The sequence below is a fragment of the Pseudothauera rhizosphaerae genome (genome assembly GCF_004801305.1).
GTDB classification, from domain to species: Bacteria; Pseudomonadota; Gammaproteobacteria; order Burkholderiales; family Rhodocyclaceae; genus Pseudothauera; species Pseudothauera rhizosphaerae.
In genome coordinates, this window is record NZ_SSOD01000020.1 from 24,476 (window position 1) to 40,442 (window position 15,967).

Annotated in this window: 14 protein-coding genes; 8 read left to right on the forward strand and 6 right to left on the reverse strand. The window is 71.1% G+C overall.

The genetic code is table 11. From position 1 onward, the window contains the following. Positions 1 to 3: 3 nt before the first annotated feature. Positions 4 to 795 carry an NRDE family protein gene (locus E6O51_RS19080; RefSeq protein ID WP_136386613.1) on the forward strand — a complete coding sequence of 264 codons (792 nt, stop codon included), beginning with the start codon at positions 4 to 6 and terminating at the stop codon, positions 793 to 795. Positions 796 to 807: 12 nt separating this feature from the next. Here the strand turns inward: E6O51_RS19080 and E6O51_RS19085 are convergent, their stop codons facing one another. Genes E6O51_RS19085 through tadA form a run of 3 tightly spaced genes read right to left on the reverse strand, consistent with a single transcriptional unit; the run spans position 808 to position 2,204 of the window. After that, complete coding sequence (locus E6O51_RS19085; RefSeq protein WP_136386614.1) at positions 808 to 1,245, reverse strand: GNAT family N-acetyltransferase; 438 nt, start codon at positions 1,243 to 1,245, stop codon at positions 808 to 810. A gap of 3 nt (positions 1,246 to 1,248) precedes the next feature. Next, a complete protein-coding gene (locus tag E6O51_RS19090; protein ID WP_136386615.1) occupies positions 1,249 to 1,728 on the reverse strand; it encodes a L,D-transpeptidase in 480 nt (159 codons plus the stop codon). An 11-nt stretch (positions 1,729 to 1,739) separates the two neighbouring features. Further along, a complete protein-coding gene (gene tadA, locus E6O51_RS19095; RefSeq protein WP_136386616.1) occupies positions 1,740 to 2,204 on the reverse strand; it encodes a tRNA adenosine(34) deaminase TadA in 465 nt (154 codons plus the stop codon). A gap of 148 nt (positions 2,205 to 2,352) precedes the next feature. Here tadA and E6O51_RS19100 point away from each other — a divergent pair, with 148 nt between their 5' ends. From E6O51_RS19100 to E6O51_RS19115, 4 genes are all read left to right on the forward strand, one after another. Continuing rightward, positions 2,353 to 4,170 carry a sensor histidine kinase gene (locus E6O51_RS19100; protein WP_168735338.1) on the forward strand — a complete coding sequence of 606 codons (1,818 nt, stop codon included), beginning with the start codon at positions 2,353 to 2,355 and terminating at the stop codon, positions 4,168 to 4,170. 22 nt (positions 4,171 to 4,192) lie between these two features. Further along, positions 4,193 to 5,137, forward strand: a complete 945-nt coding sequence (locus tag E6O51_RS19105) for a zinc metalloprotease HtpX (RefSeq protein ID WP_136386618.1) — start codon at positions 4,193 to 4,195, stop codon at positions 5,135 to 5,137. A 98-nt stretch (positions 5,138 to 5,235) separates the two neighbouring features. Beyond that, positions 5,236 to 6,474 (forward strand): MFS transporter, encoded by a 1,239-nt coding sequence (locus tag E6O51_RS19110; protein ID WP_230976857.1) that lies wholly within the window; start codon positions 5,236 to 5,238, stop codon positions 6,472 to 6,474. A gap of 34 nt (positions 6,475 to 6,508) precedes the next feature. Then, positions 6,509 to 9,625, forward strand: coding sequence for a UvrD-helicase domain-containing protein (locus E6O51_RS19115; RefSeq protein ID WP_136386620.1), 3,117 nt, complete (start codon positions 6,509 to 6,511; stop codon positions 9,623 to 9,625). 54 nt (positions 9,626 to 9,679) lie between these two features. On the opposite strand, the gene E6O51_RS19120 is transcribed toward E6O51_RS19115, so the two are convergent. After that, positions 9,680 to 10,552: a LysR family transcriptional regulator gene (locus E6O51_RS19120; protein WP_136386621.1), complete on the reverse strand. Its 873-nt coding sequence runs from the start codon at positions 10,550 to 10,552 to the stop codon at positions 9,680 to 9,682. Between the two features lie 116 nt (positions 10,553 to 10,668). On the opposite strand from E6O51_RS19120, the gene E6O51_RS19125 reads away from it, so the two are divergent. Beyond that, positions 10,669 to 11,271 (forward strand): cysteine hydrolase family protein, encoded by a 603-nt coding sequence (locus E6O51_RS19125; protein ID WP_136386622.1) that lies wholly within the window; start codon positions 10,669 to 10,671, stop codon positions 11,269 to 11,271. Between the two features lie 34 nt (positions 11,272 to 11,305). Here the strand turns inward: E6O51_RS19125 and E6O51_RS19130 are convergent, their stop codons facing one another. Beyond that, positions 11,306 to 11,701 (reverse strand): winged helix-turn-helix transcriptional regulator, encoded by a 396-nt coding sequence (locus E6O51_RS19130; RefSeq protein ID WP_136386623.1) that lies wholly within the window; start codon positions 11,699 to 11,701, stop codon positions 11,306 to 11,308. 170 nt (positions 11,702 to 11,871) lie between these two features. Here E6O51_RS19130 and E6O51_RS19135 point away from each other — a divergent pair, with 170 nt between their 5' ends. Both E6O51_RS19135 and E6O51_RS19140 read left to right on the forward strand, forming a co-directional pair. After that, positions 11,872 to 12,846, forward strand: a complete 975-nt coding sequence (locus tag E6O51_RS19135; RefSeq protein ID WP_136386624.1) for an aldo/keto reductase — start codon at positions 11,872 to 11,874, stop codon at positions 12,844 to 12,846. 37 nt (positions 12,847 to 12,883) lie between these two features. Then, positions 12,884 to 14,326: a malonic semialdehyde reductase gene (locus tag E6O51_RS19140; RefSeq protein WP_136386625.1), complete on the forward strand. Its 1,443-nt coding sequence runs from the start codon at positions 12,884 to 12,886 to the stop codon at positions 14,324 to 14,326. A 42-nt stretch (positions 14,327 to 14,368) separates the two neighbouring features. On the opposite strand, the gene E6O51_RS19145 is transcribed toward E6O51_RS19140, so the two are convergent. After that, entirely contained in the window at positions 14,369 to 15,877 is a 1,509-nt protein-coding gene (locus tag E6O51_RS19145) for an acetyl-CoA hydrolase/transferase family protein (RefSeq protein WP_136386626.1), read from the reverse strand. Positions 15,878 to 15,967: the final 90 nt, after the last annotated feature.

Sequence of the window (15,967 nt, forward strand, 5' to 3'; positions counted from 1 at the left end):
AGCATGTGCCTGATCGCGCTGGCCTGGCAGGCCCATCCCGACTACCCGCTGGTGGTCGCGGCCAACCGGGACGAGTTCTTCGCCCGGCCCGCCGCGGCGGCGCACTGGTGGCCGGACCTGCCCGACCTGCTCGCCGGGCGCGATCTGGAAGGTGGCGGCACCTGGATGGGCGTGAGCCGCGACGGCCGTTTCGCCGCCCTGACCAACTACCGCGACCCCAGCCTGCGCCGCGACGGGGTGCCCTCCCGCGGCCTGCTGGTGCGCGACTGCCTCACCGCACCGGAGGCCGCCGAGCCCACGCTGGCGGGCATCGCCCGCCATGCCGACAGCTACGCCGCCTTCAACCTGCTGGTCGGTGACGGCGAGCGCCTGGGGGCCTTCGAGAGCGTCACCGGCCGCATCCACATGCTGGCGCCGGGCATCTACGGCCTTTCCAACCACCTGCTCGACACGCCCTGGCCCAAGGTGCGCCAGGCGCGCGAACGCCTGGCCACGGCGCTGGGCTCGCAGCCGGATGAAGAACTGGACGAAGAGGCCATCCTCGCCCTGCTGCGGGACGGCACCCCGGCGGCCGAAGCGGATCTGCCGCACACCGGTGTGGGCGCGGAATGGGAGCGCTGGCTGTCCCCCGCCTTCATCCGCGCCCCGGGCTACGGCACGCGCTGTTCGACCATGCTCACGGTGCGCCGCGACGGGCAGGTGCGGCTGCGCGAATGGACGTGGACGGAAGACGGTGACCTGGCGGGCGAAGCCACCCACGGCTTCGCGATCGACGGGAGCGGGCAGGCCGCCTGAAACGCACGAACCCTACCAGCGCCGCCGCATGCAGCGGTGCGCGATGCCCGCTTCCATGAACACCTCGCCTTCCGGCGCGAAGCCGTGGCGGCGGTAGAACTCCAGCGCCTGCACCTGGGCGTGGAGCACCACCTCGCGCAGCCCGCGCGAGCGCGCCTCGGCCACCAGCGCCTCCAGTACCCGCCCGCCGGTGCCGCAGCCGCGTGCGTGCGCCGCGACGGCCATGCGGCCGATGTGCCCGTCCGGCAGCAGACGCCCGGTGGCGATCACCGCGCCGGCGGCGTCCTGCGCCACCGCATGGCGGCTCAGCGGGTCGAATTCATCCAGTTCGAGCTCCGGCGGCACGCCCTGTTCGACCACGAACACCGCGGTGCGCAGCGGCATGACCAGTGCCTCGGCCCGGGGCCAGTCCAGGATGCGCAGCGTCTCGGCAATCCCTTGGACGGCCATCGCTCAGTCTCCGATGTCCACCGCGGTGCCCGCGGGCACCAGGTCGAACAGTTCGATCACGTCCCGGTTGCGCATGCGGATGCAGCCGTGGGAGCGCGGCACGCCCATGGGCTGGTCGTCGCCGGTGCCGTGGATGTAGATGTAGCGCCGCATGCTGTCCACGCCGCCGAGGCGGTTGCACCCGGGCTCGCAGCCGGACAGCCACAGGATGCGCGACAGAATCCAGTCCCGTTGCGGCTGGACGGCGGCCAGTTCGGGGGTCCAGCATTCGCCGGTCGGACGGCGGCCGCGGAACACCGTGCCGACGGGTGCACCGGCGCCGAGGCGGGCGCGCACCACGTGGCGGCCGCGCGGCGTGCACCCGCTGTCCTGCAGTTCGCCCGGGCCGTTGGCCGCGGTGGACACGGGATAGCGGCGGATGCAGGCGCCGTCCTCGCCGAACAGCGCCAGTTCCTGGCGGGCGAGGCTCACTTCGATGCGCACGGCGGCCGTCCTCAGGCGGTCAGCGTGCGCCCGCGGCGCGCGGCGAAGAAGCCGGACAGCAGCGCGCCGCATTCGTCGGCCAGCACGCCGCCTTCCACGATGGCGTGATGGTTGAGGCGCTTTTCCTGGAACAGGTCGATCACGCTGCCGGCCACGCCGGTCTTGGGGTCGCGCGCGCCGAACACCACCCGGCGCACGCGCGCGTGCATGATCGCGCCGGAACACATGGCGCACGGCTCAAGCGTGACGTAGAGGTCGCAGCCCGGCAGGCGATAGTTGGCCAGGCGCTCGCCGGCGTCGCGCAGCGCCATCACTTCGGCGTGGGCGGTGGGGTCCTTGCTGCGGATGGGCTGGTTGAAGCCGCGCCCGACGATCTCGCCGTCCAGCACCACCACCGCCCCCACCGGCACCTCGCCGCAACTGCCCGCGAGCCTGGCCTGTTCCAGTGCGGCACGCATGAAATCCTCGTCCGTCATCGAATCGCCCTGCAATGCAAGCCGACAGTGTACCCGAGCCGGGCGATCGCGCTGCACTGCAGCTTGCGGGCCGGGGCGCCGAGGGGTATACCCGGCTGCGGATTCCCCGAACAACGCACTGCTACGACCATCGTACTATCCATCGACCATGGATGACTCCGCCTCCACCCGCGGCCAGCATGAAGGGCGCAGCCTCGCGCCCTTCCTCCGCGGCCTGCTGTGCTATGTCGTCACGGCAATAGGATGGAGCATCCTTGCGGGCCCGCTGGCCGCGGCCACGGGCCTGCAGCAATCGGCCCATTACGTCTGGCTGTGGGGTTTCGTCCTCCTCGCCCCGCTGATGGCCTGCATCGTCGCCGGTCCGTGCCGCTTCGCGGGTTCCGGCGCAGCCCCCGCGGCCGAACCGGAAACCGACACCCTGCGGCGCCTGGAAACGGAATCCTCGCGCTACCAGACGCTGGTCGAGAACCTGCCGGTGGGCATCTTCCACTACGACCGCGAGTTGCGCATCACCGAACTCAACCGCCGCTTCGCCGAAATCCTGCACGTGCCGCGGCGGGCGCTCCATCGCCTGGACATGACCACGCTGCGCGACCAGCGCATCCTGGAACCCCTGCGCGCCGCGCTGGCCGGCAGGCCCGCGCGCTACGAAGGCGAGTACGCGGCCACCCTCTCGGGGCGCCAGCTCCGCGTCACGCTGCGCGCCACGCCGGTGTTCGACGCCGACGGCCGGGTGACGGGCGGCGTGGGCATCGTCGAGGACGTCTCGGCCCAGCACGAGGCCGAGAGCATGCTGCAGGAAGGCGAAACCCGCTACGCGCTGGCCATGCGCGGCACCAACGAAGGGTTGTGGGACTGGAATCCCCAAAGCCGTTCCCTGTTCCTCTCCAGCCGCCTGCTGAGCATCCTCGGCGCGGAAGGCGATCACCTGCGCACCACCAGCGACGAATGGCTGAAGCTGATCCACGTGCAGGACCGCGCCCATTTCCAGACCGCGCTGATCGCCCACCTCAAGGGGCAGACGCCCCATTTCGAGTGCGAATACCGCCTCCTCGACCGCAGCGGGGAGTTCCGCTGGGTGCTCGCGCGCGGGATCGCCCAGCGCGACGGGAACGGCATCGCCTACCGCATGGTCGGCTCCATCGGCGACATCACCGAACGCAAGCGCGCCGAAGCGGGCATGCGCGATCTCAACCGCGAACTCGAGTCCCGCGTCGCCGAACGCACCGCCCAGTTGAGCGCGGCGATGAAGGAGCTGGAAGCCTTCAGCTACTCCGTGTCCCACGACCTGCGCGCGCCGCTGCGCGCCATCGACGGCTACAGCGCGATCCTCGCCACCGACTACGACGCGGCCTTCGACGACGAAGCGCGCCAGCTCTTCCAGCGCATGCGCGCCGCGGTGCAGCGCATGGGCATGTTGATCGACGATCTGCTCGACCTGGCGCGCGTGTCGCGGCAGAGCATCGCCTGCCAGCCGGTGAACCTGTCCAGCCTGGTCGCCGAAATCGCCGCCGACCTGCAACGCGACGAGCCGCAGCGCAAGGTGAGCGTGGAGATCGAACCCGGCCTGCACACCCATGCCGACCCCAGCCTGCTGCGCATCGCGCTGGAGAACCTGGTCGGCAACGCGTGGAAATTCACCGCCCGGCGCGACGACGCCGCGATCCGCTTCACCCGCAACGCCGGCGACGGCGGCGAGGACGTGTTCTGCATCGAGGACAACGGCGCCGGCTTCGACATGCGCTACGCCGACAAGCTCTTCGGCGCCTTCCAGCGCCTGCACCACGAACGCGACTTCCAGGGCACCGGCATCGGGCTGGCCACCGTGGCCCGCATCGTGCAGCGCCACGGGGGCCGGATCTGGGCCCACGGCGAACCGGGCAAGGGCGCGCGCTTCTGCTTCACCCTCGGCAACGCCGCCGCCGAAGCCGCCGCGCCAGCCGGCGAAGCCCGCCGCCGGGCCTGACCGGCGCCCGCCGGGACGCGCGATGAACGGCACCATCGCCAACCGCCACGCCGTGGCGAACCTAATGCAGACCGTGCTGCTGGTCGGCGTGCTGCTGGCCCTGTCCGGGCTGGCGGGCTACCTGCTGTTCGGCCGCGCCGGGCTGTGGGGCGCCCTCGGTTCCGGCCTGCTCGCGCTGATCCTCGAACCGGCCGCCGCCTCGCGCATGACGCTCGCCCTGTACGGCGCCCGCCCCTTGGGCCGGCACGAGGCCCCCGAGCTGTGGCGCATGCTCGCCACGCTGGCCGACCGTGCCGGCCTGCCCGCCGTGCCCGTTCCCCACTACGTGCCCAGCCCGCTGGTCAATGCCTTCGCGGTCGGCCGCCGGCAATCCTCCGCCATCGCCGTCACCGACGGCCTGCTGCGCACCCTGGACGCGCGCGAGGTGTTCGGCGTGCTGGCCCACGAAACCGCCCACATCGCCCACGGCGACCTGCGCGTGATGGGGCTGGCGGACTTCGTCAGCCGCATGACCGCCCTCCTCGCCCTGAGCGGGCAGATCGGCCTGCTGCTGTCGCTGCCGGCGCTGCTGCTGGGCGAGGCGGCGGTGAACTGGCCAGCCCTGCTGCTGCTCGCCTTCTCGCCCCAACTCGCCCTGCTCGCCCAACTGGGCCTGTCCCGCGTGCGCGAGTTCGACGCCGACCGGGCCGCGGCGGAACTCACCGGCGACCCGGAATCGCTCGCCCGCGCCCTCGTCCATATCGAGCGGGTGAGCCGCTCCTGGCGCGCCTGGCTGATGCCCGGCTGGGGCAACCCGGAACCGTCCTGGCTGCGCACCCACCCCGCCACCGGGGAGCGCATCGGCCGCCTGCGCGAAATGGCCCTGCAGGCCGCCCCCGCGGCCTGGCCCGGCACCGCCCTCTCCGGCCCCCATGGTGCAGCCGTGCCGCCCCGTCCGCGCTGGTGGCCGGGCGGGCTGTGGCGCTAGGGTCTCGCAATCCGGCACAATCGCCGGTTCATGTCGATTGCTGAAGGACTACGGATGAGCCCACGTCGGCTGCACCTGCCGGGGAGCCTGGATTGAGCGTGCCGGGACGGCTGGAGGTGCTCCGGGAACGGGATTTCACGCTCTTCCTGAGCGCGAAGCTCCTGGTCACGCTGGCCGCAGAGATGGTCAGCGTCGCGGTCGGCATGCAGGTCTATGAACTGACCGGCGACCTGCTCGCCCTGGGGCTGGTCGGGCTGGCCCAGTTCCTGCCCTTCGTGGTGCTGATCCTGCCCGCCGGCCAGGTCGCCGATCGCAAGGAACGCAGCCGCATCATCGCCTTCTGCTTCGCGCTGCAGGGGCTGGCCTCGGCCGCGCTGCTGGGCATCACGCTGGCGGACCTGCGTGCGGTCGGCCTGATCTACGCGGTGCTGGTGCTGCTCGGCTGCGCGCGGGCCTTCATGATGCCGGCCAGCCAGGCGGTGCTGATCAACCTGGTGTCCGCGCCGCGCTTCGCCCAGGCGGTGGCGCTGCATTCCTCGTCCTTCCACGTGGCGGTGATCGTCGGCCCGCTGCTGGGCGGCGTGGTGTATCTGGGCGGTCCGCATGCGGTCTACGTCGCCTCGACCACGCTCTTCGCCTGCGCGGTGCTGCTGATGAGCCGCGTGCGCAGCGGCGTGCACCACTTCGAGACGCAGGAAGGCTCCCGCGGTGCCGGAGCGGTGTTCGAGGGCCTGCGCTTCGTGTTCTCCCGCCCGCTGGTGCTGGGGGCGGTGTCGCTCGATCTGTTCGCGGTATTGTTCGGCGGCGCGGTCGCCCTGCTGCCGGCCATGGCGCGGGACGTGCTGCAGGTGGACGCCGCCGGCCTGGGCCTGCTGCGCGCCGCACCCGCGGCGGGCGCGGCACTGGCCGCCGTGGCGCTGGTGTGGCGGCCGGTCCATCGCCACGTGGGGCGCTGGATGTTCGGCGGAGTGGCGGTGTTCGGCGCCTCGATGGCGCTGTTCGGCCTGTCGGCGAGCCTGCCCCTGTCGGTCGCGGCGCTGGCGTTGAGCGGCGCGGGCGACATGGTCAGCGTCTACGTGCGCCAGATCCTGGTCCAGCACGAGACGCCGGATGCGATCCGCGGGCGGGTCAGCGCGGTCAATGCGGTGTTCATCGGCGCCTCCAACCAGCTCGGCGATTTCGAGTCCGGCGTCGCCGCGCGCCTGCTCGGGCTGGTGCCCGCGGTGGTGTTCGGCGGTGCGGCCACGCTCGCGGTCGCCGGGGCGTGGATCAGGCTCTTTCCGGTGCTGGCGCGGATGGATCATTTCCCCCATCTGCGCCCGGCAGGCTCCCTATAATTCCGGCATTGTTTGAAGCGAGGCCCGATCCGCCATGGCGTTCCACGCCGACCTGCACGTGCACTCCAAGCATTCCCGCGCCACCAGCCGCGACCTGGACCTGGAGCATCTGGCCTGGTGGGCGGCGCGCAAGGGCATCGCGGTGGTGGCCACCGGCGACTGCGTGCACCCGGCCTGGCTGGCGGAGATGAAGGACAAGCTGGTGCCCGACGGCAGCGGCCTGTTCGCCCTGCGGCCGGAGATCGAGGCCGAGGTGTGGCGGACCCTGCCGCCGAGTTGCCGGGCGCCGGTGCGCTTCATGCTCTCCACCGAGATTTCCACGATCTACAAGAAGGGCGAGCGCACGCGCAAGATCCACCACGTGGTCTACGCTCCCGACTTCGCCACCGCCGACCGCCTGGCGGCCAGCCTGGGGCGGATCGGCAACATCGCTTCCGACGGCCGGCCCATCCTCGGCCTGGATTCCCGCGACCTGCTGGAAACGGTGCTGGAATCCGGGCCGCACGCCTGCCTCGTGCCGGCGCACATCTGGACGCCATGGTTCGCCGCCCTCGGCTCCCAGTCCGGCTTCGATTCGATCCAGGAATGCTACGGCGACCTCGCCGGGCACATCTTCGCGGTGGAGACCGGGCTGTCGTCCGACCCGGAGATGAACTGGCGGGTGTCCTCCCTGGACGGCTACCGGCTGGTCTCCAACTCCGACGCCCATTCGCCGGCCAAGCTCGGCCGCGAGGCGACGCGCTTTTCCTGCGCGCCGGACTATTACGCCATGCGCCGCGCGCTGGAAAGCGGCGACGGCTACGTGGGCACGGTGGAATTCTTCCCCGAGGAAGGCAAGTACCACATGGACGGCCACCGCGCCTGCGGCGTGCGGCTGGACCCGGTGGAGACCATCGCCCGCGGCGGCCTCTGCCCGGTATGCGGCAAGCCGGTGACCGTGGGCGTCGCGCACCGCGTCGAGGCGCTGGCCGACCGTGACGTTGCGGTGCCACCGCCCACCGCCGGCACGGTGACCAGCCTGGTGCCGCTGCCCGAGATGCTGGCCGAAATCCTCGGCAGCGGCGTCGCCTCCCAGGGCGTGGCCCAGGCCTACGACCGCGTGTCGGCCGCGCTCGGGCCGGATTTCACCATCCTGTGCGAGACGCCCATCGACGACGTCCGCCGCGCGCACCCGCTGCTCGGCGAGGCGGTCGAGCGGCTGCGCGCCGGCCGCGTGATCCGCCAGGCCGGGTACGACGGCGAATACGGCGTGATCCGCCTGTTCGAGGATGGCGAACTGGACCGCCTGACCCGCGGCGACCTGCTCTTCGACATGCCCCTGCCGCAGCGCCGGCGGACCGCAAGAACAGCGGCGCCCAAGGTCGACGAGACGCTGCCGGAAACGGCCGCCCCGCAGCCGGCAGCGCCCCTGCCTTCCGGCCGCGCCGGCATCCTCGCCGCGCTCGACGCCGATCAGGCCGCAGCGGCCGCGGCGGTGGACGGCCCGCTGATCGTCGCCGCCGGCCCCGGCTCCGGCAAGACGCGCATGCTCACCCACCGCCTCGCCCACCTGATCCTGGAACGCGGCGAAGCGGCCGAGTCCTGCCTGGCGATCACCTTCAGCCGCCGCGCCGCCGGGGAGGTGCGCGAACGGCTCGCCGCGCTGCTGCCGGCGGACGCGGGGGAATGCGCGATCCACACCTTCCATTCCCTCGGGCTGGCCTTCCTGCACGCGGAGGGGGCGGCAGCCGGCCTGCCGGCGGATTTCCGCATCGCCGACGAGCGCGAACGCGCTGCCGCCCTCGCCGCCGAACTCGATGTCGGCCAGGCCAAGGCCACCCGCCTGCTGAAGGCCGTCTCGCTGCTCAAGCGCACCGGCACGCCGCCCGCCGACGAGGAAAGCGCCGCCGCGCTGGCCGCCTGCCGCCGCCTCGGCCAGGCCGGCCACTGGGTGGATTTCGACGATCTGGTGGGCCTGCCGGTGGACATCCTGGAAAACGATCCCGCCGTCGCGGCACGCTGGCGCCGACGCTTCCGCCACCTCTGCGTGGATGAATTCCAGGACGTGGATGCGCGCCAGTACCGCCTGCTGCAACTGCTCGCGCCGTCCGCCGCCAGCGTCTGCGCCATCGGCGACCCCAATCAGGCGATCTACGCCTTCCGCGGCGCCGACGCCACCCTGTTCGCCCGTTTCGGCGAGGATTTCCCGGGCGCCCGCACGCTGCGCCTGGGGCGCAACTACCGCTCCACCGGCAGCATCGTCGGCGCCGCAGCCCAGGTCATCGGCAGCGGCACGCCGGACGACCCCATCCGGCCGATGGGCGAACCGCTCACCCTGTACGCCGCCCTCGACGAGCGCGCGGAAGCGGATTTCGTCGCCGCCACGATGGAGAGCCTGCTCGGCGGCCACGACATGCTCGCCGCCCACCGCAAGGGCGCGGGAGGACGGGAAGAGCGCCCGCTCGGCTTCGCCGATTTCGCCGTGCTCTACCGCACCGACGCCCAGGCCAACCCGCTGCGCGAAACCCTGGACCGGGCGGGCATCCCGTACAAGAAAAGCTCGCCCGCACCCATCGCCGGCCACGCCATGGTGGAAGCCCTGCTCGACGCCCTGGCGCAGCAGGGCATCGAACAGCAGGCCGCCCCCCTGCCCGACCGCATCACGGCCGCGGCCGAACGGCTGCGCCCGGAACAGGACGCCGCCGGCCAGGCCACCCTGGCCGAGGCCTTCCGCTGGCTCGCCGCGCTGGCCGCCGATGCGGACGAAACCCGGTTGCGCGAGCGGGTCGCCCTGTCCACCGAGGCCGATTTCTGGGACGCCCGCGCCGACCGCGTGTCCCTGCTCACCCTGCACGCCGCCAAGGGGCTGGAGTTCGCGGTGGTGTTCGTGGTCGGCGTCGAGGACGGGCTGATGCCCTTTTCCTGGGGCGCGGCGGACGCGGAAACCTCCACCGCCGATGCGGCCGAGGAACGCCGCCTGTTCTACGTCGCCCTGACCCGCGCCAAGGACCGGCTCTTCCTCACCCGCACCCGCGAACGCGCCTGGCGCGGCCAGCGCCGCACCCTGCCGCCCTCGCCCTTCCTGGACGACATCGCACCGGAACTGCTGCGCGCGCAGGAGGCGCCGCCGCGCCCGGCACGCGCCGCGCAGCAGCAGTTCAACCTGTTCTGAAACCGGCCGCAGCGTACGGAAACCGGCGCCTGGTTCATCCGGCCGGCGCCGGCCTCATGCCCCGGCCTTTCCCGCGAAACGGCCGGCCTCCCGGCCGAAGCGCTCCGCCAGCCAGTCCGCTGCGGCGGCGACTCGGGCCTGGGAACGGGCGTCCGGGTGGATGAGCATCCACAGTTCGCGGCTCAGGACCGGGTCGGGGCCGGACAAACGGGCCAGGCCGGGATCGGGATCGGCCAGAAAGCAGGGCAGCAGGCCCTGGCCCGTGCCGTCGGCCACGGCTCTGGCCAGGCCATGGGCGCTGTTGGAGCGCAGGCGGATACGGCCGGTGCCGAGCATGGACTGCAGATGGCGCATCTCCGGCGTGTGGGCCAGATCCTCGTTGTACGCCACCCAGTCGCCGGCCCGCGCCTGCAGATCGCCCCGCGCAGCACCGTAGAGGGCGAAGCCCACGTCCGCCAGCTTGCGGATGAGAAAATCGCCGCTGGCGGGACGGGCCAGGCGGATGGCGATGTCGGCCTCCCGGCGGGCCACGTTGAGGTTGTCGTTGCTGGCGACGAGATCCACGCACAGTTCCGGGTAACGAGCGTAGAGGTCCGGCAGCCGGGGCACCAGCCATTCGCCGGCGATGGCGCTCACGGCGGTGATCCGCACCACGCCGCCTACCGTGGCGGCACCGGCTTCGGCCAGGCGCGTTATCCCGGCCACGTCCTCCTCGATCCGGCCGGCCCGCTCCAGCACCTGGACGCCGACGGGGGTTGGGCGCCACCGGCCATCCCTGCGCTCGAAGAGGGGGGTGCCCAGGCTCTCGTCCAGTGCCCGCAGGCGGCGGGCAACGGTGGTCTGGTCCACCCCGAGCCGGCGTGCGGCGGCGGACAGGGATGCTTCCCGGCCGAGGGCGACGAGAAAGCGCAGATCGTCCCAGTTCACGAGCTCCCCCAAGTCTGCAAATCTGCACGAGTGTAGGGCAGGAATGTCCATTTACGCAGGAACGGCCGGGCTATAGCCTCATGGCGTCACGTCCTGACACCGGGAGGAAACCATCCATGAGCACCGCATCCATCACCCTGCGCCAAATTTCGGGCCGGCCTGCCGGCCCGGCCCGCCTGTCCGAATCGGTCCTGGTCATCGTAGATGCCCAGAACACCTATCGAAGCGGCATCATGCAGCTCACCGGCGTGGAGCCGGCCCTGGACGAATGTGCCCGGCTGCTGGCCCGTGCGCGGGCGCTGAAGATTCCGGTCATCCACGTCCAGCACGACGCGGGCCCCGGCACCCCTTACGACGTGCGTGCCGGGATCGGCGCCATCGCCGACGAGGTGGCGCCGGCGGCCGGAGAGCCGGTGGTGGTCAAGCACTACCCCAATTCCTTCGTCGGCACCGACCTGGACGCCCGCCTCAAGGCCACGGGGGTGCAGAACCTGGTGGTGGCGGGTTTCATGACCCACATGTGCATCAACTCCACCGCCCGCGGTGCCTTCAACCTGGGTTACGGCGTGACGGTCCCCGCGGCTGCCACGGCCACCCGCCCCCTGCCCGCACCGGACGACGGGGTGATCAGTGCCGCGGCCCTGCAGTCCGCCGCCCTGGCGGCCCTGGGAGATTTGTTCGCGGTGGTGGTGCCGGACGGGGCGGCGATTCCCGACTGAGCAACCGTCCCCCTTCCTGGCCTTTCCGCCCGGTTCAAGCCTCCGCGTCGAAGCGCCTGCGCGAGCTGCGGACGTAGTCGTGGTGGTCTTCCGCCCAGCGCAGCAGCGGCCCCAGGGCGTCGAGCAGCGTGAAGCCCTGGGGCGTCAGCGCGTATTCCACGCTGGGCGGGCGGGTGGGGTGCACGGTGCGCGTCACCAGGCCGTTGCGGGTCAGGTCGCGCAGGGTCTGGGTCAGCATGCGCTGGGAGATGTCCGGCAGCTTGCGGCGCAGTTCACCGAAGCGCTGCGCCCCCGCCGCCAGCAAAAAGATCAGCAGCATGCTCCACTTGTCGCCGAGTTGGTCCAGCACGTCGCGGATCGGGCATACGCCCTCCGCGGGCCTGCCGTTGCCCTGCTGGATGCGTGCCACGACGGTATCGATATCGCCCATTCGAGTTCCTGAAAAGTAACCAGGTATGGAGCAGGTGCCGCCTTCCATGGGCGCCATCCTGGCCCTACAATGGATCAACTCTCTTTTTGAGAGCTGGATTCAACGAAATACTTATATCCATTTCTGCGTTTGACGTAAACGCCCCGCCGTCCCGGCGGAAAGGATCTCGCATGAGCCAAACCACGCCCCTTCCGTTGCGCCCCCTGGGCCGCTCCGGCCTGAGCATCGCCCCGCTGGTGTTCGGCGGCAACGTCTTCGGCTGGACCGTGGACCAGCCCACTGCCTTCACGCTGCTGGACCGCTTCGTGGACGCCGGCCTCAACGCCATCGACACTGCCGACGTGTACTCGGCCTGGGTGGCGGGCAACCGGGGCGGCGAATCCGAAACCATCATCGGCCAGTGGCTCAAGGCCGCGCCTTCGCGCCGCGACAAGGTCGTGCTCATCACCAAGGTGGGCGCGGCCATCGGCCCCGTCACCGGCGGGTTGCAGGCGAAGTACGTCGCCGAGAGCGTGGAAGCGTCCCTGCGCCGCCTGCAGACCGACCACATCGACCTGTACCTGAGCCACTACCCGGACCCGGCCACGCCGGTGGAGGAAACCCTGCGCGCCTACGAGGACCTGATCCGCCAGGGCAAGGTGCGCGCCATCGGCGCCTCCAACCACGACGCCGCGCAACTGCGTGCAGCACTGGACGCCGCCGACCGCAGCAATCTGCCGCGCTACGGCGTCATCCAGCCCGAATACAACCTCTACGACCGCGCCGGCTACGAAGGCCCGCTGCGCGACCTCGCCATCGCCGAAGGGCTGGGAGTGATCACCTACTACAGCCTCGCCTCCGGCTTCCTGAGCGGCAAGTACCGCAGCACGGCCGATCTGGGGAAGAGCGTGCGCGGCGCGGGCATCGCCAAATACCTGGACGAGCGCGGGCTGCGCATCCTGGATGCCCTCGACGGCGTGGCGCACAGCCATGATGCCCGGCCTGCGGAAGTGGCCCTGGCCTGGCTGATCGCCCGACAGGGCGTGACCGCGCCCATCGCCAGCGCCACCTCCCTCGAACAGCTCGACAGCCTGATCCGCGCCACCCGCCTCACCCTTTCCGCCGACGACCTGGCCCTGCTGGAAGGGGCGGGCAACCCGGCCTGATCCGCCTCACCCTCGTTCAAACCCCGGAGGAAGTCCCATGACGCACATCACCATCACCGCCGCCAGCGGCAAGCTCGGCCACGCCGTGGCCGCCGAACTGGCCGCCCGCGGCCTGGCCGGCCAAACCCGCCTCGCCGCACGCGATCCGCAAAAGCTCACCGGCCTGGAGGCCCAGGGTTTCGAGACGGTCGCCGCGGACTACGACGACCCCGCCAGCCTGCGCGCCGCCTTCGCCGGCACCGAGGCGGTACTGCTGATCTCCAGCATGGGCACCAACGAGCAGCGCATCCGCCAGCACCGGACCGCCATCGACGCGGCAAAGGCCGCCGGTGTGCGCCACGTCGTCTACACCAGCACCACCAATCCCTCCCACGACAGCCGCTTCGAATGGTCCGGCGCCCATGTGGAAACGGAGGCCTACCTGAAGGCCTCCGGCCTCGGCTACACCATCCTGCGGGACAACTCCTACTTCTCCAACAACGACGGCCTGTTCGCCCAGGCCGTCGCCACCGGCACCCTGCCCTTCCCCGGCGTCGACACCCCGGTGGCCTACATCTCCCACGAAGACGCGGCCGCCGCGGCCGTCGGCGCCCTGACCGGCGCCGGTGAACCCGACACGATCTACGAGATTTCCGGCTCCCAAGCCTACAGCGCGCGGGAACTGGCGGCGATCCTGAGCCGGCTCTCCGGCCGCCCGGTGGAAGCCGTGGACGTACCCCTGCAGGCCTATACGGACCAGTTCCGCGCCCTCGGTTTTCCGGATTTCGTGGTGAGCGGCCTCACCAGCTTCTACGCCGCCCTCGGCGCGGGCGAGTTCTCCGCCGTTTCGCAGGACGCTGAACGCCTCGGCGGCCGGCGCCCCACGACCACCGCGCGCGAATACCTGCGCCGCTTCGTCCCGGCCGACACGGAAACCCTGCAGCGCGCCTTCCTCGCCGCCCGTACCGCCAACGCCTTCACCGACCGGCCGGTGCCCGACGAGTTGCTGCGCCGCCTGTACGACATCGTCAAATGGGGGCCGACCGCCTTCAACGCCCAGCCGGCCCGCTTCGTCTTCATCCGCACGCCGGAAGCCAGGGCCCGCCTGCTGCCCGCGCTCTCGCCGGGCAATGTGGACAAGACCGGCAAGGCGCCGGTCACCGTCATCGTGGCGCAGGACACGCGCTTCTTCGAGCATCTGCCCACCCAGTTCCCCGCTTACGATGCCAAGCCGCTGTTCGAGGGGAATGCTGCGCTGACGGAAGCCACGGCGCTGCGCAACAGCAGCCTGCAGGGCGCCTACTTCATCGTCGCCGCCCGCCTGCTCGGCCTGGACGTCGGCCCCATGAGCGGCTTCGACGCCGGCAAGCTGAATGCCGAGTTCTTCCCGGACGGGCGCTGGCAGGCCAACTTCGTCATCAACGTCGGCTACGGCGACCCGTCCGGCAACCGCCCGCGCGGCCCGCGGCTGGACGCCGACACCGCGACGCAGTTCCTCTGAGGCGGCAGACCGGGCGGCGGCACGGGCCGCCGCCCGGTGCTCTCACATGCCTTCGCCGCGCAGGGCGCGCAGGTGCCAGTCGAACACCTCGCCGAGCAGATGGGGCGTGTGCTTGCCGGGCGCGCCTTCCATGGCGCGGCGGAAGTAGTCCCGCAGCGCCGGGCGGAAATCCGGATGGGCGCAGTTCTCGATCACCACCCGGGCACGCTGGCGCGGCGACAGGCCGCGCAGGTCCGCCAGCCCCTGCTCGGTGACCAGCACCTGCACGTCGTGCTCGGTGTGGTCCACGTGGGTAACCATGGGCACGATGCATGAAAGCGCCCCGCCCTTGGCCTGGGAGGGCGTCATGAAGATGGACAGGTAGGCGTTGCGCGCGAAGTCCCCAGAACCGCCGATGCCGTTCATGATCTTCGAGCCCATCACGTGGGTCGAATTCACGTTGCCATAGATGTCGGCCTCGATCAGGCCGTTCATGGCGATCACCCCCAGACGGCGGATTACCTCGGGATGGTTGCTGATCTCCTGCGGGCGCAGGATGATGCGTTCGCGGTAGCGCTCCAGGTCCGCGTTGAGTTCGGCCAGCGCCCCGTTGCTCAGCGAAAAGGCGGTCGCCGAGGCACAGGCGAGCTTGCCCGAGCGGAGCATGTCCAGCATGCCGTCCTGCAGCACTTCGGTGTAGGCGGTCAGGTTGTCGAAGGGGCCTTCGTTGAGGCCAGCCATCACCGCGTTGGCGATGTTGCCCACGCCCGACTGCAGCGGCAGCAGATCGGGCGGCAGACGCCCCTTCTTCACCTCGTGCTGCAGGAACTCCAGGATGTGGCCGGCGATGCGGCGCGAAGTCGCATCCGGCGCGGTGAAGGCCGAGTTGCGGTCCGGCGCGTGGGTTTCGACCACGGCCACGACCTTGTCCGGGTCGCAGCGCAGATAGGGCTCGCCGATGCGGTCGGAGGGGCGCAGCAGCGGAATCGGCTGGCGGTGGGGCGGCAACTGGGTGCCGTAGTAGATGTCGTGCATGCCCTCCAACTGGCTGCTCTGCCAGGAATTGACCTCCAGGATCACCTTGTCGGCCTGCTCCAGCCAGGTCTTGTTGTTGCCCACCGAGGACGAGGGCACGAGCCGGCCGTCCTCCAGGATGCCGGCCACTTCCACCACGGCCACGTCCAGCTTGCCGAGGAAGCCGAACCACACGAACTGCGCCACGTGGGACAGGTGGATGTCGATGTACTCCATCTCGCCGGCGTTGATGCGCTCGCGGCAATGGGGATCGGACTGATAAGGCAGGCGCATCTCGATGCCGTCCACCTGGGCCAGGGCGCCGTCCAGTTCGGGGGCGGTGGAGGCCCCGGTCCACACGCCGATGCGGAACTTCCCGCCGGCGGTGTTGGCCGCCACGATGCGCCGCGCCAGGGCCGAAGGCACCGCCTTCGGATAGCCGGAACCGGTGAAGCCGCTCATGCCGACGTTGACGCCGGACGTAATGAGAGCCGCGGCCTCGTCGGCCGACATGATCTTGCTGCGCAGCGCGGCGCACTGGATGCGGGATTCGCTCATGGTCTGCTCGTGCGTAGTGGGCAAAATAAACGCGCCATCGCACGGGGCGATGGCGCGTGCTTCGATCGCTCGAAGAACCCGCCGCGATGG